The sequence below is a fragment of the Daejeonella sp. JGW-45 genome (genome assembly GCF_029360805.1).
GTDB lineage: Bacteria > Bacteroidota > Bacteroidia > Sphingobacteriales > Sphingobacteriaceae > Daejeonella.
In genome coordinates this window covers 332,367-356,129 of record NZ_JARKNC010000006.1, presented here as the reverse complement: position 1 = coordinate 356,129, position 23,763 = coordinate 332,367, and the positions used below count along the sequence as shown (strand labels likewise).

Sequence of the window (23,763 nt, the reverse complement as noted above, 5' to 3'; positions counted from 1 at the left end):
TTCGACCCTTTTTAAAACGACAGTTTCAGGTTTAAACCAATGTTTCTTGTCGATGGCAGTGAAGCATACTCGATCCCTCCCCTGTTTGAAACAGCAGTTGCAATTTCAGGGTCAAATGGCGCATCCCGTTTGAAGAAATATAAATTTCGCCCTACCAGAGAAAGCTTTGCCGACTGAATGAACCCGGATTTTTTTACGAAATCGACCGGAATGCTATAGCCAAGAGCTACTTCCCTCAGTCTCAGATTGGTGCCGGAATATGCATACAAGTCCTTTACGGGGGTCCTGTTCCCAACTGCCTGGAAATAGGCTTCAGATGAAATAGATTTTGTATTCTTGACCCCTGCCTCAGTATAGGCGTCCAGTACAATACCGCCCTCCCTACCAAATAAGGAATTTACCGAAGTGCCGTTTGCATCCATGGCTGCCTGGGTACCGCCAACCACGGTTCCACCATGCCTGTAGTCGAGTAAAAAGCTCAGCGATAAGCCGGACAGGTTAAATGAATTGGATACTCCCAACAGGTAGTCAGGATTATAATTGCCGGCATATGCTGTTTTGGCTGTTACCACCAAAGGAATTCCTGCGGGAGATACTAAAAGGCGGCCCTGAGCGTCCTTTTTCCATTCTGCCATATACATCTCACCGTAGGTTCCGCCCTCTGATACTGTCTGCAATACTTGGCGGTCATCCCCAAGAACAACTGTTTTCAGCTCGTCTGTTAATTTGACAACCTTGTTTACGTTCTTTGAATAATTAAGCATTATATTCCATGAAAAATCATTCGTTTTCACCGGGGTTCCGTTCAGCATAAGTTCTATCCCACTGTTCCGGATCAGCCCGGCATTTATATATTCATTTCTGAATAAGCTGGCATTGGGTACAGAAAGGGTGATCAACTGGTTCTTGGTATGACTCTTATAATAGGTAACATCGAAGCCTAAGCGGCTCCCGAAGAATCTCCAGTCCAGGCCGGCTTCAAACGTGTTTGTAATTTCAGGTTTGTAATTTCCGAGAGACCTGGTTAAGGGTGGAGTTATGACCCCGCCGACCCCCACTGCATAATAATTATCTGTAAGATACTCTGTACCACCGTATCCGGCACTTGCCAGGGTTATCCTGGCTTTTCCATAGGAGACCCAGTTGGGAAGTTTAACCATATCGGAGATAATGCCGGTCAGGCCCAGCGACGGATAGAAATAAGATTGATTCTCTTTCGGCAGAGCCGAAGACCAGTCGTTTCTCGCAGTTACATCAAGATACAGGTAGTCTTTGAAAGCGACAGTTGCCGTCCCGTACAATGACTGAACCTGTGGAGTCCGGCCATAGGAATTTATATTTTGCGGGTTCTGCGCATTGCTCATGAAAAAATAGTCCTGCTTATTCAGCCCGTTTGCCAGAGACTGTACTGATTCGTACTTACTTTCCTGTATTGACGCACCAAGGTGTCCTGACACATCGATATGTTTGGTTATGTCCCTTTTTACCGAAAGAAGTGCATCCAGATTCGTCGATTTGCGCTTGCCGTTATACAAGGTAAATACCTCGCCGTAGCCGAGTAAATTATACGAGTCTTCATACAGCTTTTCCTCGGTGTCCTCGATCGTCTGATCTACACTTGCCCGTACCTGGAGATCCAGCCAGTCTGTGAACCGGTATTTTGCCGAGAACAATCCTAATACCCTGTCTTTATGCTCGAAAAACAACTGCCTGTTAAGCGTCCAGTAGGGATTCCCCAGGAACAGGGAGCCGGGACTCCAGTAGCTTTGCTTTCTGTTGTTCAGGGCATCAAAATATTCATACTTCTGCATCTCAGCCGGTGGAATAGAAACAGGGGCATAGTATATTCTTGATGTAGCGTCGTTCCGTTCACTTGTAAATGGCTTGTTGTCCACATCTTCCAGTATATAGGATATCTTGCCGAAAAGAGAAAGTTTTGAGCTGATATCGTTTTCGACCTTGAGGTCAAGATTATTTCTCCGGTACTCATGATTTCTCAGGATACCTTCAGCCTGAGTATTACCGTAAGACAAGTATGTGCGGAGCTTTTCGCTGCCCCCGCTTACACCGACGGTATTGGTATAATTCCCGGCAGTTCTGTAGAAATCCTTGATCCGGTCAGGATAAGCGGTCATATTCACCTGGCTACCGTTCCATAATGTAACTTGTTGTCCGGCAATTTCAGGGCCCCAGCTACTTTCAGACACCGCGGAGTATAAGCCCTGGTTTCCCTGACCGTACGCGGTTTGCAGTTCAGGCATGATGTTCGGTTGATCAAATGAAGCATTTGAGATAAAATCAACCGCGATCTTGCCTGCCTTTCCCCTTTTTGTAGTAATGATTATTGCACCATTTTGCCCCTGACTTCCATATAAGGCAGCGGCAGATGCTCCTTTCAGAATTGTCATGGTTTCGATGTCATCGCTATTGATCATTCCTATTCCGTCACCTCCATCCCGGCCTCCATTACTGCCACCCACACCCTGCTCCCGGCTTGTATTGTCCATGGGAACTCCATCTATCACGTATAGCGGCTGATTATTTCCTGTTATTGACCGGTTTCCGCGCAGAACGACTTTGGAGGAGCTTCCGGGGCCTGTAGCATTGCGGGTAATTGTGACCCCGGCTACCTTTCCCTGCAGGGAGTTGATCAAGTTAGTTTCTTTTGCCTCATTCAGCTTATCTGCTGTGAGCGTCTGCGCTGAGTATGAGAGAGATTTGGCCTCCCGCTCGATACCGAGAGCAGTGACAACCACTTCTCCTAAAGCAGTATCAGTAACTTCAAGCCGGACATCAATGGAACTTCGACCATTAACTGCTACCTCCTGAGTGAGGTACCCGATATAAGTAAATACCAATACACTTGAATTATCCGGCACCGTAATAGAATACTTTCCGTTTACGTCTGTAGAGGTTCCGAGCGTAGTTCCCTTGATCTTTACACTCACCCCGGGAAGAGTGATTCCCTCAGCATCCTTCACCTCACCGGTGACAATGATCGGCGGATCAGCCTCAACTGCCGTTGTCTTAGTCTCGGGGAATACTTTGGGAGGAATAAGATTAGTCTTCTTCTTAACTACGACTATGTTATTACTTAGCGTATAAGTTAAAGACTGGTCAACAAAACATTTCTCAAGAGCCTCCTTTAATGAGGCCCTGCTTACGTTTATATTTACCGGCCTGGCTTCAGTAACGTCCGGAACAGCGTAGACCAGATCTACCCCGGCTTGTGCCCGGATCTCCTTTAAGACCGTTTCGAGCTTTGCATTTTTAAATCTTAAGGTTACTGTTTGCGAGTATGAAGCAGCGCTGCTCATTTGAAGAAGTGCGGTGATCAATATAACAAACGTAAGTTTTATCATCAGTAGAATTTTAACATATCCAGATGGCTTGTACGAGGCATAAGAATAAATATTCATATATTTGATCGTTTGGGTTTAGGAATGATTGTTCGCAAAATATTCTGTTCTGCAACCCATGCTACAGGCCAGGAGCGGTGCAAACGTTCCTGGTTTTTCATGAATTGCTATAGTATCACTATGGCATAACCGTAATCCTCCTTCCCTCAATCTTAAAATGTATCGAATTGGTTAACTGAAGTGCATTAAGAACCTCTGTAATATCTGTCGAGCGGGAAATAGTACCGCCAAATCCAATATCAGGTATATTACCGCTGTAGCTAACCTCAACATCGTACCAGCGGGCAATTTTTCTCATTATGCTCTTAATGTTTTCATTCTTAAACATAAAGTACCCATTTTTCCAGGCGAGAGCTTCTTCAAGATCAGTATCCTTAACCTTCATTTCATCCTTTTCATAAACCGCCTGCTGCCCCGGCTTTAACACAACCTGCTTGCTGCCCTGACTGAGCCTGACTGAGCCTTCAAATAAAGTAGTTTTATCAGCCCCCTCATCAGTATAAGAGTTTATATTAAACTGCGTCCCAAGCACTTCAACGACCTGCTTGTTAAATTTCACCGAAAAAGGCATATGCTTATTTTTGGCCACCTCGAAATAAGCTTCTCCGGTGAGCTTCACAACACGTGATCCATCGCTGAACTTAGTCGGAAAGCTCAGGCTCGACGCGGCATTTAACCATACCTTTGTGCCATCGGGCAAATTGATCTGGTAGCTTCCGCCTACGGGGGTTTCAATAGTATTATACATTAGTTCGTTCCCCGATTGCGCGGCCGGCGCTGTTGAATTGGAAACCGAATATATCAGCTGGCCGTCTGCAGTTTTTTGAATAGATACGCCTGACTGGCTGGCTAAAACTCCCGTTTCAGCGTCATCCAATATTATTCTCGAACCATCTGATAAGGTAAGTGTCGCTTTGGTTCCGCCCGGAACTATTTTCGTTTCTATGACCTGTGCAAGCCGGGTATCCGTCTGTTGTGACCTATAAAAATATATCCCAAGTACCACGATAAATACTGCAGCCACAGCAGCTGCTATTTTGTAGAGCGGAAGCACACGATATCTCCTGGCATTCTGAGGTAAAGGCAGCGCATCAAACACGCTCTGAAGATCGTCTAGTCTTTCCTCTTCAGTCAAACTGGCGGCTGAATTATCCCTGTACTGTAAATACCAGGATTCTATTATAGCCTTCTCCTCGTCGGAGCAGTTACCTGAATTATACCTCTTCAGTAGGTTGATGATTTCGTTTCTGTCCATTCATTGGGTGTCAATAATATATAGACTGGAAGACACCCGGGGATGGGGTAGGTATTTTTTAAAAAAAAGTATCTGATCTAAAAAGGATGCCGGATATTCAAAAGAACTGAGAATAGGGTTAGCAAACCCAGTTTTACCCGAAGAAGCCTTAAAGCATTCCTCACCTGGGTCCGGACGGTTTGTTCCGATATAGAAAGCTCCTCAGCAATTTCCTTATGGCTTAAGTTTGAGATCCTGCTCAGCCGGAAAACCTCCCGCATCTTTCCGGGCAAAGCATCTATCTCCTTTTCAATAAGCTCAGCGAGCTGGCGCTCGCGGACACGATGATCTGTTATAAACTCACCCTTATTAATAAAATCGCCCAATGACGATATATACTTCGATTCCACCTGCCGGTGAGCGATCATGGTCAGCACCCTATTGCGAACGCCGGTGTACAAATACCCGGATAGATTTGATTGTACATGTATCGACTCGCGATTAACCCACAGATTAGTGAATAATTCCTGGAGTACATCTTTTGCTTCATCCCTGTCCTTAAGCATATTCAATGCATGCTGATGCAAGACCCCTTTATATCGATTATAAATTTCAGTGAATGCGTAAGTATCCCCCATGATCAGGAGGTGCTGAAGTTCAGAATCACATAGTTTTGAGTAGTCGGCCATCGCAGACTCAATTTACCTAAAATTTTAAAAAATGCAATTTTTAAACTGGCGGAGTTTGTTAAAAGTTGAAAGTGGAAACCCGATAGCTATCGGGTTAAAAGTGGAAAGTTGAAAGTTGAGAGTTGAAAGCGTCTAAACGCTGTGTGGTAGTGCTCAATTAACTGTGTCATTATATAAACGGTTACCAAAATAGGTATTTAGATCGTAATTAACATGCAGGCTGAATGTCCCAGTAATAACCTGCGGCGGAAGCCGCGGTATCATAACGAGATCCCCGATCCAGTCGGGGACGAGCACCGCCAAACACCCATCTGTGTTATACATTAACACAGTTATCTGAACATACTCTTTAGTTCACTTTCAGTTTTCAACTTTCCACTTTCAACTTTCAACTCTCAACTCTCAACTCTCAACTTCTAAGGCACACTTCTTGCAATACCCCTCCCCATGAAAGCAATATTCCTGACACTAGCCCTTTTTATTCTGTCGAATACCTCCTATTCTCAGGAATGGGAAACCGTCCGGATCGACAGCGCTGTTTCAGTAAAACTTCCGAAAGGATTTAATAAGACTGAGAAAAACGATAAATACAGCCTTGTTGCTGTAAGCCCATGGGGAACCATCCTGATTTTTAAGACGCCGGATGATCCTATGGTGACACCGGATATCGAAAAAGATAAACACCTTCAACAGTATTACGACGACTATATTAATAATGTAAGGACAGTATCAACGGGATCCGTCATTAAAGATGAAAAAAATGGCTTGCTGGGCGAGCTCAAGGTAAAGGATTTTACACTTCAGATCGATACCGGAAGCGGGGTTCTGTATCGGAACTTCAGGCTTTTACATGCCAGCAGTGCAACCTATATTTTCGAATTTCTCTACCAGGATCTGCATTCCCAGTTTGCAGTGCCTGAAAAAGAGAAGTTTTTTAACTCTATCCAGGTAAACGAAAGTTTAAATAAAAAAGACCAGTTTACCAGCGACGAGATCAACAGCAATAACGCTGCAAGTAAAAAATACCTCTACTGGGCTATCCCGGGAGGAATAATTTTACTGGCTTTAATTGTGTTTCTGGTTCGAAGGAGAAGAATTTGAGAGCGGCACTCTATCTCCTTTTCAATAAACTACCGTCCAGCGTCGGAGAATGGTACCATTCGGTGTTCTCCAGGCACCAGATCAGCTGAAAAGTTAAAACCACCCCGAGAACAGCTCCCGCAAAAACATCCTGGAAGAAATGCTGCGCCAGGTAGACCCTTGAAAAAGCAGTGAGCACCGCTATTGGGATAATGATCCAATGCCGGCTTCGATGGGACAATATGAATGATAACACAACCGCCAATGTAAATGCATTGGTGCTGTGCCCGGATGGAAAGCTATTCCATTCGTACAGCGGATATCCCTCGATGGTGCGGATAGGATTCAACCCTTCAAAGAACTTGCTTGGCCGTGGTGAATCGAATATTCTTTTCAGGATCTGAACAATAACCGATGAATAGGCATAAGCCAAAAAAGTGAGGACCGCAAAACGGTACCTGATAAACAGCATTGCTATGCAAATAACAAGGGTGGTTACCACATCCCCCAAAAGAGTACATATTTTAAAGAACTCATCAAAAAACGCATTGTGGTAGACATTAGTTCTGAGAAATAGTTCGGCCTTAGCGTTCGTCAATAGAATGACGAAACATATGATCACCAGGATTAAGAATGGGATAATGAAGGTAATATGTTCCCGAAGTATGTCCCGAAAGCTTTTGCGCATTTTTAAGCTTGTTGTGTATTCAAAATTAAAGAATTTTTAATAGTAAGAAGGTATGAGGTATGAGGTATGAGGTATGAGGTATGAGCTGGGCGGAGAAGCACAACGGATATCAAATGTCGGAAATCCATCATACCTCATACCTCTGAAAAACTCTCTGTTTATTCTACAAAAGCGATATAAAGTCACCCGCCAAGCTGACCCCGAAGTGGGTCAAATGTTTATAGTGAAGCATTAATAACGAGTTTGTCGACCCCGAAGGTGGTCGCATGTAACAAAACGACACATGCGACCACCTTCGGGGTCGGGGTTTCGGGCTAGAAAGATGTTTTATAAACATTTGACCCGTTCCGGGTCATTGCATTGATTAAAAATATAAAGTGGGTACACGGTAGGGCGCCAAGGGGCTTGAGCAAGCTTCATATATGTCCGATGCCTTCCAGGAGCTCCTGACCTCAGATACACTACCGCACCAAACATCCTATTTATTCTACAAAACAGACATAAATAAAATTTTATATCGCCTATGCCTATGAATGCAGAATTTAAATCATCTTTATAAAATTATTAAAAAGATTTGAGATCTTTTATTTTATTTTATTAAGTTTGATTTAAGAAGATCAAAAATGTCTGTAAAAGTTGAAAACGGCCAACGCCTCAGAGCGGATATCATTAAATATCTCTATTATAAAAAGACACTTTCCTTAACCGATCTGAGCAAGCTCACACAACGAAGCCTGCCGCTGGTCACTTCTACTGTGAATTCATTAATAGAAGACAAATACATTAAGAAACAGGGTCTAGCCCCCTCAACAGGTGGCCGCAGACCACTAATGTTTTTAAATAATCCGGCTAAGCAGAAATATATCGTGGCTGTGGCTATGGACCAGTTGATCACCCGTTTGGTGATCTTCAATTTGGCCAACGAGATCGTATTGAAGCTTCAGCTGCTCAATCTCAATATCAGCGAAGATCACCAGGCCGTGAATAAACTTATCACGTTTATTAATACCAGTATTCAAAAGTCCGGTATCGACAGGATAGCCTTATTAGGTATAGGGATAGGAATGCCCGGGCTTGTAAATGCCGAAAAAGGAATTAATAACTCTCACTTACCCACTCCTAGCGGAGCTAACCTGGCTGATTACCTGACGGAAGAACTAGCCTTGCCAGTGTTCATCGACAACGACTCAAGTCTGATCACCCTGGCCGAGCTCCATTTCGGTGAGGCAGAAGGAATGCAGGATGCCCTGGTAGTTAACGTGGGCTGGGGAACAGGTTTGGGAATAATTATGAAGGGCAACCTGTACCGCGGCAGTACGGGCTATGCCGGAGAATTTAGTCATATCCCCCTCTCAACAACCAACAATCTCTGTTCATGCGGTAAACGGGGCTGCCTGGAAGTAGATACTTCCCTATGGGTGATGGTCGAAAAAGCAAAGGCGGCACTTGCAGAGGGGACTGAATCAAGTATGAACAAGCTCTTTAAGGACCGATCAAAACACTATGGCGATCATTTTTTAGACGCAGTTGTTCAACAAGACCCATTGGCAATATCCATTCTTTCTACCGCCTGCTTCCAATTAGGAAAGGGCTTATCCACATTAATCCATATCCTGAACCCGGAATGTATCGTGCTTAGCGGCCGGGGTGCCCGGGCAGGTAAAATGTTACTCCCGGCAATACAGCAGGCCATCAATGAATTTTGCATACCCCGTATAGCTGATCAAACCAGAATTGCCTTATCAACATTGGCAGATAACGCCGAATTGCTGGCTGCCGCCAGCCTGGTGGTAGAGAACAGCCTGTATGAATAAATTAAAATAATGGCCGGTACACCCGGTTAAAGAATATATACGATAAAAGACCAATTATAAACAACTAACCACGATCAATTAAAACAACAACAACATGAAAAAAAACTACTTAAGGTGTTTAAGTGTGTTGATGCTCATCATGCTGAGCATTACTGCATTTGCGCAAAGAACCATTACCGGAACGGTAAGGGACAATTCGGGGCCGGTTCCCGGAGTTAACGTTACAGTCAAAGGTACAACCAGAGTAACCCAGACTGACGCAGGTGGAAAGTTTTCGGTTTCGGCGAGTCCAAGCGACATACTCGTCTTTACCATGGTAGGTTCTGCCAGGCAGGAAATCACAGTCGGTACACAGCAAACAATTGACGTAACACTTACGTCGTCAGACAGTGAGCTCGGCGAGGTAGTTATTACCGCGTTAGGGATCAAGCGAGAGAGAAAATCGCTGGGATACGGCGTGCAGGAAGTCAAGGGAGAAACATTAGTTTCAGCTAAAGAACCCAACCTGGCTAATACGCTCACCGGAAAGATCGCCGGTTTGCAGGTGGTCAGGTCAAGTGACGGGCCTGCCGGATCTTCAAAGATCTTACTCCGCGGAAGTAATTCGCTTACTGGAAGTAATCAGCCGCTGATCGTTGTGGACGGAGTGCCGATCGATAACTTTACCGGAGCACCGGACAATGGCTACTGGAACAGGGCTTTAGACAGGGGTAACGGTATTGCGGATATAAACCCGGATGATATTGAGACGCTTTCTGTGCTGAAAGGGCCTTCTGCCGCTGCTCTGTACGGTTCACGTGCGGGCAACGGGGTTATCTTGATCACCACAAAATCCGGACGCGCACAGGACGGCCTGGGTATTACCGTATCCAGCACCTATGGCATCTCCAATATCTTCACAAACCCGGAGGTTCAGGACTCGTTCGGTCAGGGTAATAACGGTACTTATAATGCGCAGTTAACCACGAGCTGGGGGCCGCAGGCCACCGGGCAGGCCGTCACAAACTGGAATGGACAGCCTGCTAACCTGACGACCTATGATAACGTGAGCAATTATATGCAGCCGGGTTCAAACTTCAATAATAGCATTGCCTTCCAGCAGCTATACAAGAACACTTCGGTGTACAGCTCTTTCAATCGGCTGGAGGACGAAGGTATTGTACCGGGCACGAAACTCGTACGTAATAACCTGACTGCAAGGGCAGTGAGCAAATTCGGCGCCAACGAACGCTGGGTAACTGATACCAAGATCCAATACAGTAATTCCACAGCCAACAACAGGCCGCAGGGTGGCCGCGACAACAGCAGCGCCTATGTACTGTACATGCTGCCGCGCTCTATGGATGTGAGAGATTTCGAATCCGCCACAAACGCTTCCGGCAATATGCTCTGGTATCCGGGCAGCGGAAACGCCATTAATCCTTACTGGAACAGGCAGTATAATCTGAACGAAGATTCAAGGGACCGTTTCATTATGACCGGTTCGGTTAAATATAATTTTAACAGCTGGCTGAATGCTGAAGTAAAAGGCGGAGCCGATCTATATACTACGAATACCAACTCCCACGTTTACGCCGGCAGCCCGATTGCTGCAAGCGGCCGTTATGGCATGGGTAAACAAACGTTTTCAGAAACTAATTTCAGCACCATGGTAACTGCACGGAAGGACAACCTTTTCGGCAAGGTGGGCGGTATGCTTACCCTGGGCGGTAACCTTATGGCGACTGAATTCACTTCACTGAGTTCAAGCGTAGGCTTGCTGGTTGTTCCCAACCTGTTTTCACTGAATAATGGTGTAAGCCCTGCAGGGGTCAGCGAAAGCGTCTCAAGGCGCAGGATCAACTCTGTATATGGCAGCGGACAACTAAGCTATGACGGATTCCTGTACCTGGATGCGACTTTCAGGAACGACTGGTCATCAACCCTGAGCCCGGCAAACCGTTCATTCTTCTATCCTTCAGTGAGTTTATCATACGTGTTTACCGAAATGATGACCAATATGGGCAGTACTTTGCCTGACTGGTTCAACTACGGTAAGTTAAGAGCGTCTTATGCACAGGTAGGTAACGACCTTGCCCCTTACCAGTTGTACAACACCTTCAACATCGGCAAAGACCCCAACGGAAATACTACAGCGGGAAGAAATTCGGTGCTGTATGATCCAACCGTCCGGAGCGAGCTGATCAAATCCCTGGAATTAGGTGCCGAGATGAGGTTCATTAAAGGCCGCTTAGGATTAGACTTCTCTTACTATAAATCAAACGCCACCCGGCAGCTGATCGATTTGCCGATGGATGCTCAAAGCGGGTACACAGCGATGAAAATAAACGCGGGCGATATCCAGAACACGGGCTTTGAGATCGTGTTAGACGGCCGTGTTATTGAGAAACCAAACGGCTTCAACTGGGCTACCTCGTTCAACTTCTCACGAAATAACAACACCATCGAATCACTATATCCGGGGATCAACCGCTACGCACTAGGTGGCTTTGATGATGTATCAGTACTTGCAGTTGTAGGCGAGAAATACGGCGATATTTATGGCACCCGCTACTCACGCGTGAAAGACCCCGCCAGCCCATATTTTGGCCAGGTTATCCTGAATGCTAACGGAGTTCCAACCCGCGACCCGGAAATTGTGAAATTAGGAAACCAGCAGGCTAAAGCACTGGTAGGCTTCACCAACTCATTCGATTATAAAGGTATTGGCCTGTCGTTCCTTGTTGATGCAAGAATCGGCGGCGAGATATTCTCCGGCACACAGGTAGCCATGCAGGCTGCAGGAACTGCGGCTATAACAGCTCCGGGCGGTACGAGAGAAAGCTTTGTAGCACCAGGTGTAAAGTCTAACGGTACCGGCGGCTATACTCCTAATACCACAGCGGTAACTCCGCAGCTTTACTGGGTTGGTGTTGCCACGGCAAATAACCTGGGTATTTCTGAGGCAAACATTTATGATGCAACTAACGTCCGGCTGAGAAACATTCAGCTTAGCTACACCTTACCGCGTAAACTGCTGGGAACTTCGCCGGTGAAAAGCGCGAAGATCGGGGTGTCAGCCAACAACGTGTGGATGATAAAAAGTCACATGAGAGGCATTGACCCGGAGTCGATCTATGCTACTAACAGTAATGCTGTAGGTTTTGAGAACGCAGGACTGCCGACAATGCGCACGATATTATTTAACCTGGGATTAGGATTTTAATCTTTAAAAAATTACAAGATGAAACCATCATGATTTTGCCAAAGCCCGCAGGGGTATAAACATTAAATCATGATAGCCCGCCCGGCTGAACGCCGTTCGGACAGGCTTCATCACCATTGAAAACCAAATTATATACAAGATGAAAAATAGATATATAGGAACATGTTTACTGGCTGCCGCTTTAGTAACGGCATCATCATGTAACAAGTTCGACGAGATCAATAACAACCCCCTGGCAGCTAACAGCGACCAGGTGCAGGTTGACTATTTTATTAACAACAGTATCATCTCTGCGCAGCAGGATCCGCATATTGCAGAGCGTGTATTCGTACTTTACTGGAAAACTGCAGGACGCCAGCAAATGGGCGGCGGAATTTCAAGCGGCGGCTACGATGACGGATGGTCGTCTGACTACTACGGCGGAGGCTACATGTCCGGCTGGCTGAACCACGCCAATTCTGCCATCGAGGTGGGGAATGACCAAATTGCCAAAGGTACAAGTAAAGCCTACACAAAAAACCTGGTCCAGGTTGCCCGGATCTGGCGCGCCTACCTGATGAGCGAGCTGGCCGATAATTTCGGACCTATTCCCATTAACGGCTTCCAGGGTAAAAACCCCGAGTTCTCCAGTGTAAAGGATGTTTACTATCACTTACTGGACGAGTTGAAAGACGCCACATCAAAACTGGATATGAGTGTGGTCAATCCGGATGCTGTCAAGAAACAAGACCCTGCATTTGCCTATGACTATGATAAATGGAAAAGATATGCTAACTCATTGCGTTTGAGATTATCTATGCGCCTGTCGGAGGTAGACGCCGCCAAGGCCAAAGCTTCGTTTGAAGAAGCTGCCAGTCAGCCGCTATTAACCGGTGCCGATCAGATGTTTACAATTAAAGAGCGTCCGGGATGGGATGCGCTGACAGGTGTAATGAGCCGCGAATGGAACGCTCAGATCATGAGCGCGGCTTACCGGAACATCACTTTTAACCTGGGAGGTATCCCTGCAGCCACCCAGGTGGGTGCAGCGTTGCAGCCGGCGGTTAAGCCGGATAACTATATCGGGCTGCGTTACCTGGATCACTTTACCACGAAGACCAACGATCCTTTTGCAGGATATTGGCTGGACGGTTTGCCAAACAAAGTAGATCCGCGAGCCTTTAAAACATTTATCATTCCCGGTGATGTAACTAATCCGAATTTTAACAGTTACCCTTCCTGGGATAACACTGCAAAAACAACGACCAACACGCTGACAAATGGTACCACTACACTTCAAACCATTGATGCGAAGTATACCTGGAACGCATACACCAGCGGCGACTGGGGAACTCCCGGCTCCAAAAATAACGTAAGAGCTTTCAACGGTACCATGCCGCGTGTTTCCAACGAGTTCAGGACCAGTGCCAGCTCAAGGATATTCTTCGCTAACTGGGAAACTTATTTTCTCTTAGCAGAAGCTGCCGTGCGGGGCTGGACTGTACCTATGTCAGGCAAAGCAGCTTACGAAGCAGGTGTAAAAGCCAATCTGGATCATTGGGGCGTGGGCGCGCAGAGCACTGCCTACTTAACTTCCACAGCTTATAACAATAATGGTACTTCGGCCAGCTGGGATCATACCACTGAGCCGCCTGCCACCCATGCGATGGACTATAAAGATGGCTATACCAACACCACCGGCACGGTTCAGATCAAATATCCGGACAATACCATTTATAAAGCTGGCGCAGTAAAAAATGACCTGCTGACCAAGATCATCACCCAGAAATTCATCGCGCAAACTCCATGGCTGCCTTTGGAAACGTGGAGTGATCACCGCAGGCTTGGTCTTCCGTTCTTTGAGAACCCGGCAATTGAAAATCCCCTGGTTAATTTGCCAAACCTAACCTCAGGCAACTTCATGACCAATAGCGTGAAAAATTTCCCGCAAAGGCTAAGATATCCTTCCGGGCTTAAAAACAGTAATGCTGCCGGCTATGCTCAGGCTGTAGGGTTTTTAGGAGGCGAAGATGCCGTGCTTACCCCGTTATGGTGGGCTAAGAAGTAATTAAAACTAACCGTTTGAAGGCTGCTAAGAATAGATATTTTTAGCGGCCTTTTTTTATTTGCTTACCCATCAATTACCTTTGCAAATTCACCCCCATCAATCCGAATAAATTTTTAAGTTTGATGGTAAATCACCTCATGCAATATGGCCGGGACCTTTTTTCGTAAAAAATCTATTGACCGGATAATGGCAGACCGACACGCCGGTTTTTCAGATTCTGAAGTAGCGGAACAGGGCTTGCGAAGGATCCTCACGGTAAAAGACCTTACTTTCATGGGCATAGCTGCGGTGGTCGGCGCCGGCATTTTCTCCACCATCGGTAACGCGTCTTTTCACGGAGGCCCGGGAGTAAGTCTCTTATTTGTAATCACAGCCATTACCTGCGGGTTCTCCGCCCTATGCTATGCTGAGTTTGCATCCAGGATACCCGTGGCTGGAAGCGCTTACACCTATGCGTATGCTTCGTTCGGCGAGCTGATCGCATGGATAATCGGCTGGGATCTCCTGATGGAATATGCAATTGGAAATATCGCTGTTGCAATATCATGGAGCGAATATTTCACCAACCTCTTAGCAGGATTTAACATACATATTCCGGCTTACCTGACAATGGATTACCTCTCGGCTGCAAACGCTCATGCGGAGGTTTTAGCCGCCGGCGGCAATCTGAGCGCTATAAGTGACAAAGTAAAATTTGCCGCCCGGGCCTGGGATACAGCACCCGGACCGGGCAGCTTCAAACTTATTGCCGACCTGCCCGCGCTCGGCATCGTCTTTCTCATCACCTACCTGGTCTACATTGGCATCCGTGAAACGAAAAAAGCTACTAATGCGATGGTTATCCTTAAAGTCGGGGTAGTTGTCGGCGTAATTATGCTGGGTCTTTTCTATGTCACCCCGGCCAACTGGGACCCGTTTATGCCGAATGGCTTCGAAGGTATGATGAAAGGCGTATCGGGGGTTTTCTTTGCGTACATCGGGTTTGATGCAATATCAACTACCGCCGAGGAATGTAAGGATCCGCAGCGCGACCTGCCCAAAGGCATGATATATTCCCTGGTCATCTGTACCGTTCTCTACATCCTGGTTGCCCTGGTCCTAACCGGCATGGTTAATTATCAATACCTGCAGGTGGAAGATCCGCTGGCTTTTGTTTTTAAGAGCGTCGGACTTGACAACGTCAGTTACGTGATCTCGGTTAGCGCGGTAATAGCCACAGCAAGCGTACTGCTGATCTTCCAGATGGGCCAGCCCCGGATCTGGATGGCCATGAGCCGTGACGGACTGCTGCCTGAAAAATTCTCAAGCATTCATCCCAAATATAAAACTCCCTGGTTTGCTACCATTGTAACGGGCTGCCTGGTGGCCATACCCGCGCTCTTTATGAACCTCACTGAGGTTACCGACCTGACCAGCATCGGAACCTTGTTTGCTTTCGTGCTCGTTTGCGGAGGGGTGCTGCTTTTACCCCGGGAGTCCCCTGCCGACGCCAATCACAAACGCTTCCGGATACCGTATATCAGCAGCCGTTATATTGTGCCGGCATTAATGATTTTCCTGTTTATTGTCTTCCGCACTCAGATCCAGTCCCTGTTTCAATATGACGGCGACTGGCATGTCTATAAAGATAAGCTTCCCTATTTTTTGTTTCTTATCGCTGCAGTAGTGATGTCGGTATTGTCCTTTGTCAAAAAACTTTCGCTGATACCTGTTTTAGGCCTCCTGAGCTGTTTATACCTGATGACAGAGCTTGGCTATACCAACTGGCTGAGGTTCCTGATATGGCTTGGTTTAGGGCTGATCATTTATTTCACCTATGGGTATCGTAAGAGTAAGCTGAATGTGAAGCAGGAGCTATGAGGTAGGTCCCTCGCTACGTTCGGGATGGCAGGTGTTTTTGAAATTATAAAAGGGTGAGGAGGCTCACTGCGGCCAATGTCATGAAGTTAAGGGATTTTGATGTCCTTTTGCTAAATGCAACCTATTGAGACAGATTCACTGACTCCGAAGGAGTCAAATGTTTCCAGAAAATTATTTAGCGCGTTTTACCGACCCCGAAGGGCGGTCGCATGTGATAAACACATTATCATTCAATCCAGCACATACGACCCCGTCCGAACGGTGTTAATCCGGGCGGGCACCCTCGGGGTCGGGTATAGGTGAATGCATTCATCTATAAACATGCGACCCCTAGAGGGTCGGCTGTATCCCGAACGCAGCGAGGGACTACAGCCTCGTCAACCCGATATCATCCTGCGATGACACGATCAGCGGAACACGTTCGATCGTTACAAAACTGATATCCAGCCCGAAGCCACGCTCTTCAGAAAGGGAGAACTTTTTCAGGATGAAATAGTAGTCCATGATAAACCTCTCGACAAAGGTAAGAACATTGGATTTCGACAAGACCTTCTCCAGCACAATAAACCTGAAATCGCCTATTATCCTGTGCTTATTGAGTGATTTATACCTACTGGTAATATCAACTTCGCCGTTTTTTACCAGTTCTTCCACCACCTTCCGGAAGAAGACATTGATCTGCTGCTCCACCCGGAAACCAAGTTTAAAATCGATACGTATCAGCTTATTAGGAATCAGGAAATCCACTTTATAATCACGGGTAAATGGTTCATCAGTTACATCGACATGGACGAGCCAATATACATCTGCCCGCTTCGGCTGCTTTTGCAGGATCGAATACATGATCTTGGATTCAATTTCCGAATTGAAGTTCGCACTGGTCAGATACACCAGCTGTGAGGCATATTTCGGCACCGACTGATCATCGCTCAGTTCCTTCAGAATAGTATAATAGGAATCAATCTCCACGAACTTCACAAAGCGGTTCTTGATCCTGCGGGCAGAAGACCAGGCCCACATCACTGATAGGATCATCGAGGCTAACAATATCGTAAACCAGCCACCGTGCATAAATTTTGCCATATTAGCCACGAGGAATCCCAGCTCTATGATTCCGTAGATACTCAGGAATATTGCAATGATATAATTTGGGAATTTCTTTCTTTTGAGATAAGCAGCTACCAGGATGGTGGTCATGAGGAACGTCAGGTTTATAGCAAGGCCATACGCCCCTTCCATATTTGCTGACTCACGGAAAATAAGAACCACAATGATACATCCTACCCACAAGAGGATATTGATGGATGGAACATATAGCTGTCCCTTCTGATTGCTTGGATAATTAATCTTCACCTTTGGCCAGAGATTTAAACGCACCGCTTCAGATATCACAGTAAAAGAACCCGATATCATTGCCTGACTGGCGATAACAGCCGCGGCCGTCGCGATACAGATCCCAAAAATCCGGAACTCTGCAGGCATAATGCTGTAAAATGGATTTTCGGTCTTTCCTAAGGAACCGCCCAGGTGCTGCCATAACCATACTCCCTGCCCGAAATAATTTAGAAGGAGGCAGGTTTTAACAAAGATCCAGCTTATGCGAATGTTTGCCCGTCCGCAATGGCCCAGATCAGAATAAAGCGCTTCTGCTCCGGTAGTACATAAAAATACTGCGCCGAGAATGAACAGGGCGTTCGGATTTGCCGACAAAAGCGCATAAGCGTAATACGGATTAACAGCCTTCAATATCTCAGGAAGCTGTACGAGATAAATGCTGCCCAGCACAGCCATCATGCCAAACCAGACCGACATAATGGGTCCGAAGGCCTTCCCGATAATGGACGTTCCAAACTGCTGGACTAGAAAAAGAATAGAAATGATGATAATAACGATAGGTACCGTCGGAATATCCTCATAGCCTTTAAGAACCCTTAGTCCCTCAATCGCTGCTGACACTGTGATTGGAGGAGTGATCATTCCATCGGCCAGCAATGCCGAGCCGCCGATCATAGCGGGGATCACCAGCCACTTGGCCTTCTTCTTAACAAGTGAGAAAAGCGATAGTATTCCACCCTCCCCTTTGTTATCGGCGCGTAACGTAATTATCACATACTTTATTGTGGTCTGTAAAGTCAGGGTCCAAAATATGCAGGATAACCCCCCTAAAATCAGGTCGCTCGTTATGGTTCGATCACCGACGATGGCTTTAAAAACGTATAAAGGCGACGTTCCTATATCACCGTAAATAATCCCTAAACTTAATAATAAACCTGCTGCAGATAGTTTATGGAGGTTTTTTAAATTTGACACGCTGATAAATCTATGTCACAAAAGTACACGTTAAAAACAATTAAACAACCTTCAGAAATTTATGTTTAATTATCTGGGGTTTTCCGTAATTTCAGCAGGCTGGCAGCAAGAATATTAACCTAAACGAGAGAATTTAGTTAAAAATTGTTAAAAACTTTATGGACCTGCCAGCGTATAAGTAATAAAGCCCTATATTTATTGTGAATTTAGTGCGTATGAGAAACAACTACCTTAAACTACTTGTATTAATCGTCCTTTTTGCCAGCATCACAATGCCGGGGCAGGCGGATGTTATTGCGGGTATGCGGGCAGTTTTATCTGATACGTCCAGGATTATCAAAGCCACTATCTCCACTAAGATCACGGATACGCGTCTTAACAAACCTGCCTTTCTTAAAAATGGCGTAATGGTAAACTTTGTTCCCTTTAAACCCTCCAAGGAAAAGGTTTTTGCGGGATCACCGAAGTCTATAAAACAATCTGACAATGATAAGGTGTTAAACAACGTTAAAGTTTACCCTAACCCGGTGGCAGATCACCTTAACCTATCTTATTCTATATCCAAAGACGCGAATGTGATAATTAAGATCATGGACGTTCTTGGCAATGAGGTTACAACACTTCTGACTGAGAGGCTTTCGGCCGGCGAGCAATCCAATTCCTTCAATATCGCATCACGCCTCAACAGCGGGTTCTATTTTATCCGGGTTAGCGTATCAGGCGAGACGGTTACGAAACGGATTTCGATTTTATAAGGTATCAGGTGTGAGGTGTCAGGTATCAGGTACTGGATGCATAGCTGGAAAGCGATTTATATAGGAACACACCTCATACTCATACTCATACCTGACACCTGACACCTCATACCCGATCCTCTTCATTATTTGAGAACTCTTTAATAAATTCCATGAAAATAATTGCTATCGGCCGTAACTATGCGGAGCATGCCAAAGAACTAAATAATCCCGTTCCTGCGGTTCCGGTAATATTTATGAAGCCGGATACTGCTGTTCTGAAAGACAATAAGCCGTTCTACCACCCTGAATTCTCATCCGACATACATCATGAGATAGAGCTGGTACTTAAGATCTGCAAAGAGGGAAAGCATATAGCAGAGAAATTCGCGTCCAGATATTACGAGGAAATTGCCTTGGGAGTGGACTTCACGGCCAGGGATATCCAGCAAAAGCATAAGGAAAAAGGATTACCATGGGAACTTGCCAAAGCATTTGATAACTCAGCGCCTGTAAGCGAATTTCTGCCGAAAACTAAGTTTCAGGATCTTGAAAACCTGCATTTCAGGCTGGATGTTAATGGTACAACAGTTCAGACAGGAAACACCCGCGACCTGTTGTTTTCCTTTGAAAGGATAATCGCATTTGTATCGCAATACATTACCCTGAAAAAGGGAGACCTGATCTTTACCGGAACCCCGGCAGGTGTAGGCAAGGTTAATATCGGCGATCATTTGGCAGGCTATTTGGAAGAGGATAAATTACTGGACTTTTACATCCGGTAACACTTCAGCGCAATTATGTTTAGATACCTGGCTTTATGCCTTTATATTTTCGTGTATACCGGTGTGCTCGCACAAGACAACCAGAAGGTTTACCCCGGCTCCTATTTCAGGTACCCACTGGACCTGAGTCCTATTATTTCCGGGAATTTTGGGGAGTTAAGGTCCAACCATTTCCATTCGGGGCTTGACTTTAAAACCAACCAGCGTCAGGGCTACCCTGTCTACGCTCCGGCAGATGGATACGTATCGCGGATCCGCGTTCAGATAGGTGGCGGCGGGAACGCCCTTTATATCACTCATCCTAATGGCTACACGTCTGTGTATATGCACCTGAAAGACTACAATGAACGGATCAGCCGGACGCTAAAGGCCTACCAATACCGGATTGAAAATTACGATGTCGACTTTCCGCTTCTTGCGGTTGAAATCCCGGTCAAAAAAGGTGAGGTCATTGCCTGGTCGGGAAACACAGGCGGGTCGAGCGGACCGCATCTGCATTTCGAGATCCGGGATTCAAACACCGAGGAAACCATCAATCCCCAGCTTTTCGGGATCACTATCCCCGATAGGGTGAGGCCGGTGATAAGCGGGTTATACCTGTACCATCTGAACGGAGAGCCTTTTAGTGAGAATACCCCGAAGCAATACTTCCCGGTAAGCGGAACAGCCGGCAGATACCAGCTGAACCCATCAAGGGTTATTAATGTAAGCGGAGAAGCGGGCTTTGGTATAATAACAACAGACAGGAATTCGGCGTCCGAAAACACGAACGGGCCTTATTCTATCGAACTCAGACTTGACGGTGAGACAATTTATTCATCGGTATGGGAGAAGTTTTCTTTCGCCAATTCGAGAGGAATTAACTCGCACCTGGATTACCCCGCATTAATCAGCACCGGCAGAAGGATACAAAAAGGTTTTATTGAACCGGGCAACCCCTTACAGATCTACAAATCCAGAGTTAATAATGGCCTTATAAATCTTAGCGGACAGGATATTCATGACCTGCAATATATTGTAAAGGATGTTGCCGGGAATGAAAGCATTCTCAATTTCAAAGCCACGTATAACGAAGCTTCGGCAAGGGTTTCCAAAAAAGTTCCGGGTACTCTTTTCCGGTTCGACCAAACCAATGAGCTGGACACGAACGGGATGAAAATTGCCGTCCCTGCTAATGCGCTTTACAGCGATCTGAACTTTGTGTATTCAAGTTCACCGGGGCCGCCGGGCTCATTCTCACCGGTTCACCATGTGCACAACCGCTTAATACCTGTTCATACTCCTTATACCTTGTCGATAGCGGTCGACCCAGGTATGCCTCAGCAGCTTCAATCGAAAGCCCTATTGGTAAATTCCACTAAAATAGCCCAGGGAGGTACGTATGAAGGAGGCAATATCAAAGCTGACCTCCGGGCATTTGGAAGCTACTTTGTGACAGTTGATACAATCCCGCCGAGAATAAGCGCTGTAAATATCAGTGAAGGAAAATCTTTCCCGGCTAACTCTTCCATTCAATTCAGGATCTCAGACAACCTCTCTGGGATCAGGTCATTTACAGGCAAAATTGACGGAAAATGGGTGCTGATGGAATATGACTCTAAAACCGCATCGCTTTGGCATACCCTGGACGACCGTACACCGCCCGGCAGGCATGAGTTCGAACTTACGGTGAGTGATATGAAGTCTAACACCAGTGTGTTCAGGTCGAGTTTTTCCCGATAACCGCCTATACGTGACTTGTCATCCCGATCGAAACGGGTAATGTCATTACGTTAAGGAATTTTGATATCCTTTTGGTTGTTAAATGCAACTTCTTCAAACGGCTTAGCCGCCCTCGTAGGGCAATGCCATTATTTAAGGAATTTTGATATCGTTTTGTCAAATGCAACCTCTTAAGACAGATTCACTGACTCCGAAGGAGTCAAATGTTTATAGAAAATTATTTAGTGCGTTTACCCGACCCGGAGGGGTCACACGTTTATAGAAAAAGCAGCCAGCGTTGATCAACCGACCCCGAAGGCGGTCACATGTTTATAGTGATCGATATTCCCGATAAATCGACCCCGAAGGCGGTCGTATATGTTTAAAATCTTACATACGACCCCGTCCGAACGGTGTCCATCCGGGCGGGCACCTTCGGGGTCGGAAAAAGATCATAATGAATTCTTCTATAAACATGCGACCCCTTCCGGGTCGGCCTATAGTGTGATCTACAGATCAAATCGCTTAAATGATGTCAATCAAAATTCTGAATCCCTTAAATAATGCTACCGCAGGCAGACCAGAACCTCCCAAATCATTCGTTCAGACACTTTTCATTACCTAATACCCTTACGTTATTTATTTTATTAATTTAGCCCTCAAATACCTCTTCTATGGCTGAACTACGCGAAGGACAAAAAGCGCCGGGCTTTACCTCTAAAGATCAGAATGGCGATACCATTTCGCTAAGTGATTTCCTGGGCAAAGATGTGATCCTATATTTTTATCCCAAAGATGATACACCGGGATGTACTGCTGAGGCCTGCAGCTTCCGGGACAATTACGAATCGCTGCTGGGAAAAGGATTCCAGGTATTGGGAGTGAGCACAGATGATGAAAAATCGCATCATAAATTCATCACAAAATATAGCCTGCCATTCCCGCTCATCGCGGACACCGGTAAAAATATCGTCGAAAGTTATGGTGTGTGGGTAGAAAAGAACATGTATGGCAAGAAATACATGGGAGTAGCCCGTAAAACTTTCATTATTGGTAAGGACGGGATCATTAAAAAGATCATTGCAAAAGTGGATACCCAGAATTCATCACAGCAGGTTATCGATGCTGTTAACGACCTGTAATTATTAAGCCTTTCGAACAGTCTAATCCATTTAACCTTCTCAATTCAAACAACATTAGCTAATTTAGCGGCGCTTTAAGCAAATATTATGACTCCAGACATTGATAAATTAACAAAACTTGCTGCCCAGGTTCGACGTGACATCGTCAGGATGGTACATGGATGCCAATCAGGCCACCCGGGCGGTTCTCTTGGCTGTGCCGATTATTTCGTGGCTTTGTATTTCCACGCGTTAAAACATAATAAGGATTTCAATATGGACGGAACCGGCGAAGACCTGTTCTTCCTGTCGAACGGACATATTTCCCCTGTATGGTATAGTGTGCTTGCACGTTCAGGATACTTTGACGTAAGCGAACTGGCGACTTTCCGTAAGATAAATTCCCGGCTGCAGGGGCATCCTACAACTCATGAGGGCCTGCCAGGCATCAGAGTTGCTTCCGGTTCACTTGGACAAGGAATGTCGGTGGCCATCGGAGCAGCATTGGCAAAAAAGTTAAACAACGATGGACGTGTCGTTTATTCCCTTCACGGAGACGGCGAGTTACAGGAAGGCCAGACCTGGGAAGCAGCTATGTATGCTAGTCATAATAAAGTTGACAACCTGATCTCGGCAATCGACGTTAACGGACAACAAATAGATGGCTCAACTGAAACTGTTCTTTCTCTGGGGAATTTAAGAGCTAAGTGGGAAGCATTCGGCTGGGATGTATTAGATATGAATGGTAACGATATGGCTGATGTTGTTCGTGTTCTTGACCTGGCTCTTGCAAAAACAGGCAAAGGCAAGCCGATCATGATACTCATGCAGACCATGATGGGCAACGGAATTGATTTTATGATGCATTCACACAAATGGCACGGCGTGGCTCCGAATGATGAGCAGTTAGCCCTTGCCCTTGCCCAGGTTGAAGAAACGCACGGGGATTATTAGCTGTGAGTTGGGGGCTGGGAGCCGTAGATATCAGGTGTCAGCTATCAGCGTCTTTCAAGCGCCTAACTACCGTCGCTTAGAAGCCCTAAGCTGAAACCTGATACCTGAAACCTGATACCCGA

15 protein-coding genes are annotated in these 23,763 nt (G+C 46.0%); 10 read left to right on the top strand and 5 right to left on the bottom strand.

Going from position 1 to position 23,763, the window contains the following annotated elements:
- Nucleotides 1-11: 11 nt before the first annotated feature.
- The 3 genes from P2W76_RS09005 to P2W76_RS08995 form a co-directional block, all read right to left on the bottom strand.
- Entirely contained in the window at nucleotides 12-3,362 is a 3,351-nt protein-coding gene (locus P2W76_RS09005; protein ID WP_276347416.1) for a SusC/RagA family TonB-linked outer membrane protein, read from the bottom strand.
- Nucleotides 3,363-3,537: 175 nt separating this feature from the next.
- Nucleotides 3,538-4,674 carry a FecR family protein gene (locus P2W76_RS09000; RefSeq protein ID WP_276347415.1) on the bottom strand — a complete coding sequence of 379 codons (1,137 nt, stop codon included), beginning with the start codon at nucleotides 4,672-4,674 and terminating at the stop codon, nucleotides 3,538-3,540.
- A 77-nt stretch (nucleotides 4,675-4,751) separates the two neighbouring features.
- Nucleotides 4,752-5,342 (bottom strand): RNA polymerase sigma-70 factor, encoded by a 591-nt coding sequence (locus P2W76_RS08995; protein WP_276347414.1) that lies wholly within the window; start codon nucleotides 5,340-5,342, stop codon nucleotides 4,752-4,754.
- A 447-nt stretch (nucleotides 5,343-5,789) separates the two neighbouring features.
- On the opposite strand from P2W76_RS08995, the gene P2W76_RS08990 reads away from it, so the two are divergent.
- Entirely contained in the window at nucleotides 5,790-6,443 is a 654-nt protein-coding gene (locus P2W76_RS08990; RefSeq protein WP_276347413.1) for a hypothetical protein, read from the top strand.
- Nucleotides 6,444-6,453: 10 nt separating this feature from the next.
- On the opposite strand, the gene P2W76_RS08985 is transcribed toward P2W76_RS08990, so the two are convergent.
- The gene (locus P2W76_RS08985; RefSeq protein ID WP_276347411.1) at nucleotides 6,454-7,110 is read right to left on the bottom strand and encodes a phosphatase PAP2 family protein; all 657 of its coding nucleotides are present in this window, start codon (nucleotides 7,108-7,110) and stop codon (nucleotides 6,454-6,456) included.
- Nucleotides 7,111-7,733: 623 nt separating this feature from the next.
- Here P2W76_RS08985 and P2W76_RS08980 point away from each other — a divergent pair.
- From P2W76_RS08980 to P2W76_RS08965, 4 genes are all read left to right on the top strand, one after another.
- A complete protein-coding gene (locus P2W76_RS08980; protein WP_276347410.1) occupies nucleotides 7,734-8,924 on the top strand; it encodes an ROK family protein in 1,191 nt (396 codons plus the stop codon).
- 94 nt (nucleotides 8,925-9,018) lie between these two features.
- Nucleotides 9,019-12,129 carry a SusC/RagA family TonB-linked outer membrane protein gene (locus P2W76_RS08975; RefSeq protein ID WP_276347408.1) on the top strand — a complete coding sequence of 1,037 codons (3,111 nt, stop codon included), beginning with the start codon at nucleotides 9,019-9,021 and terminating at the stop codon, nucleotides 12,127-12,129.
- 139 nt (nucleotides 12,130-12,268) lie between these two features.
- Nucleotides 12,269-14,176, top strand: a complete 1,908-nt coding sequence (locus P2W76_RS08970; RefSeq protein ID WP_276347407.1) for a SusD/RagB family nutrient-binding outer membrane lipoprotein — start codon at nucleotides 12,269-12,271, stop codon at nucleotides 14,174-14,176.
- A gap of 186 nt (nucleotides 14,177-14,362) precedes the next feature.
- The gene (locus P2W76_RS08965; RefSeq protein WP_276347405.1) at nucleotides 14,363-16,036 is read left to right on the top strand and encodes an amino acid permease; all 1,674 of its coding nucleotides are present in this window, start codon (nucleotides 14,363-14,365) and stop codon (nucleotides 16,034-16,036) included.
- Nucleotides 16,037-16,402: 366 nt separating this feature from the next.
- Here the strand turns inward: P2W76_RS08965 and P2W76_RS08960 are convergent, their stop codons facing one another.
- Complete coding sequence (locus P2W76_RS08960) at nucleotides 16,403-18,346, bottom strand: KUP/HAK/KT family potassium transporter (RefSeq protein ID WP_276347404.1); 1,944 nt, start codon at nucleotides 18,344-18,346, stop codon at nucleotides 16,403-16,405.
- A gap of 215 nt (nucleotides 18,347-18,561) precedes the next feature.
- On the opposite strand from P2W76_RS08960, the gene P2W76_RS08955 reads away from it, so the two are divergent.
- The 5 genes from P2W76_RS08955 to P2W76_RS08935 all read left to right on the top strand — a co-directional run bounded on the left by P2W76_RS08955 (nucleotide 18,562) and on the right by P2W76_RS08935 (nucleotide 23,641).
- Nucleotides 18,562-19,101, top strand: a complete 540-nt coding sequence (locus P2W76_RS08955; RefSeq protein ID WP_276347403.1) for a T9SS type A sorting domain-containing protein — start codon at nucleotides 18,562-18,564, stop codon at nucleotides 19,099-19,101.
- A 152-nt stretch (nucleotides 19,102-19,253) separates the two neighbouring features.
- Nucleotides 19,254-19,865 carry a fumarylacetoacetate hydrolase family protein gene (locus P2W76_RS08950; RefSeq protein WP_276347402.1) on the top strand — a complete coding sequence of 204 codons (612 nt, stop codon included), beginning with the start codon at nucleotides 19,254-19,256 and terminating at the stop codon, nucleotides 19,863-19,865.
- Nucleotides 19,866-19,880: 15 nt separating this feature from the next.
- On the top strand, nucleotides 19,881-21,587 hold the full coding sequence (locus tag P2W76_RS08945; protein ID WP_276347401.1) for a M23 family metallopeptidase: 1,707 nt from the start codon (nucleotides 19,881-19,883) through the stop codon (nucleotides 21,585-21,587).
- Between the two features lie 653 nt (nucleotides 21,588-22,240).
- On the top strand, nucleotides 22,241-22,708 hold the full coding sequence (gene bcp / locus P2W76_RS08940) for a thioredoxin-dependent thiol peroxidase (protein ID WP_276347400.1): 468 nt from the start codon (nucleotides 22,241-22,243) through the stop codon (nucleotides 22,706-22,708).
- An 87-nt stretch (nucleotides 22,709-22,795) separates the two neighbouring features.
- On the top strand, nucleotides 22,796-23,641 hold the full coding sequence (locus P2W76_RS08935; protein ID WP_276347399.1) for a transketolase: 846 nt from the start codon (nucleotides 22,796-22,798) through the stop codon (nucleotides 23,639-23,641).
- Nucleotides 23,642-23,763 lie beyond the last annotated feature (122 nt).

Excerpts from the sequence above, each read along its gene's own strand:
- P2W76_RS08950 (WP_276347402.1), top strand. The coding sequence starts at position 19,254 with ATGAAAATAATTGCTATCGGCCGTAACTATGCGGAGCATGCCAAAGAA.
- bcp (WP_276347400.1), top strand. The coding sequence starts at position 22,241 with ATGGCTGAACTACGCGAAGGACAAAAAGCGCCGGGCTTTACCTCTAAA.
- P2W76_RS08970 (WP_276347407.1), top strand. The coding sequence starts at position 12,269 with ATGAAAAATAGATATATAGGAACATGTTTACTGGCTGCCGCTTTAGTA.
- P2W76_RS08985 (WP_276347411.1), bottom strand. The coding sequence starts at position 7,110 with ATGCGCAAAAGCTTTCGGGACATACTTCGGGAACATATTACCTTCATT.
- P2W76_RS08980 (WP_276347410.1), top strand. The coding sequence starts at position 7,734 with ATGTCTGTAAAAGTTGAAAACGGCCAACGCCTCAGAGCGGATATCATT.
- P2W76_RS08945 (WP_276347401.1), top strand. The coding sequence starts at position 19,881 with ATGTTTAGATACCTGGCTTTATGCCTTTATATTTTCGTGTATACCGGT.
- P2W76_RS08935 (WP_276347399.1), top strand. The coding sequence starts at position 22,796 with ATGACTCCAGACATTGATAAATTAACAAAACTTGCTGCCCAGGTTCGA.
- P2W76_RS08995 (WP_276347414.1), bottom strand. The coding sequence starts at position 5,342 with ATGGCCGACTACTCAAAACTATGTGATTCTGAACTTCAGCACCTCCTG.
- P2W76_RS08990 (WP_276347413.1), top strand. The coding sequence starts at position 5,790 with ATGAAAGCAATATTCCTGACACTAGCCCTTTTTATTCTGTCGAATACC.
- P2W76_RS09005 (WP_276347416.1), bottom strand. The coding sequence starts at position 3,362 with ATGATAAAACTTACGTTTGTTATATTGATCACCGCACTTCTTCAAATG.
- P2W76_RS08975 (WP_276347408.1), top strand. The coding sequence starts at position 9,019 with ATGAAAAAAAACTACTTAAGGTGTTTAAGTGTGTTGATGCTCATCATG.
- P2W76_RS08965 (WP_276347405.1), top strand. The coding sequence starts at position 14,363 with ATGGCAGACCGACACGCCGGTTTTTCAGATTCTGAAGTAGCGGAACAG.
- P2W76_RS09000 (WP_276347415.1), bottom strand. The coding sequence starts at position 4,674 with ATGGACAGAAACGAAATCATCAACCTACTGAAGAGGTATAATTCAGGT.
- P2W76_RS08955 (WP_276347403.1), top strand. The coding sequence starts at position 18,562 with ATGAGAAACAACTACCTTAAACTACTTGTATTAATCGTCCTTTTTGCC.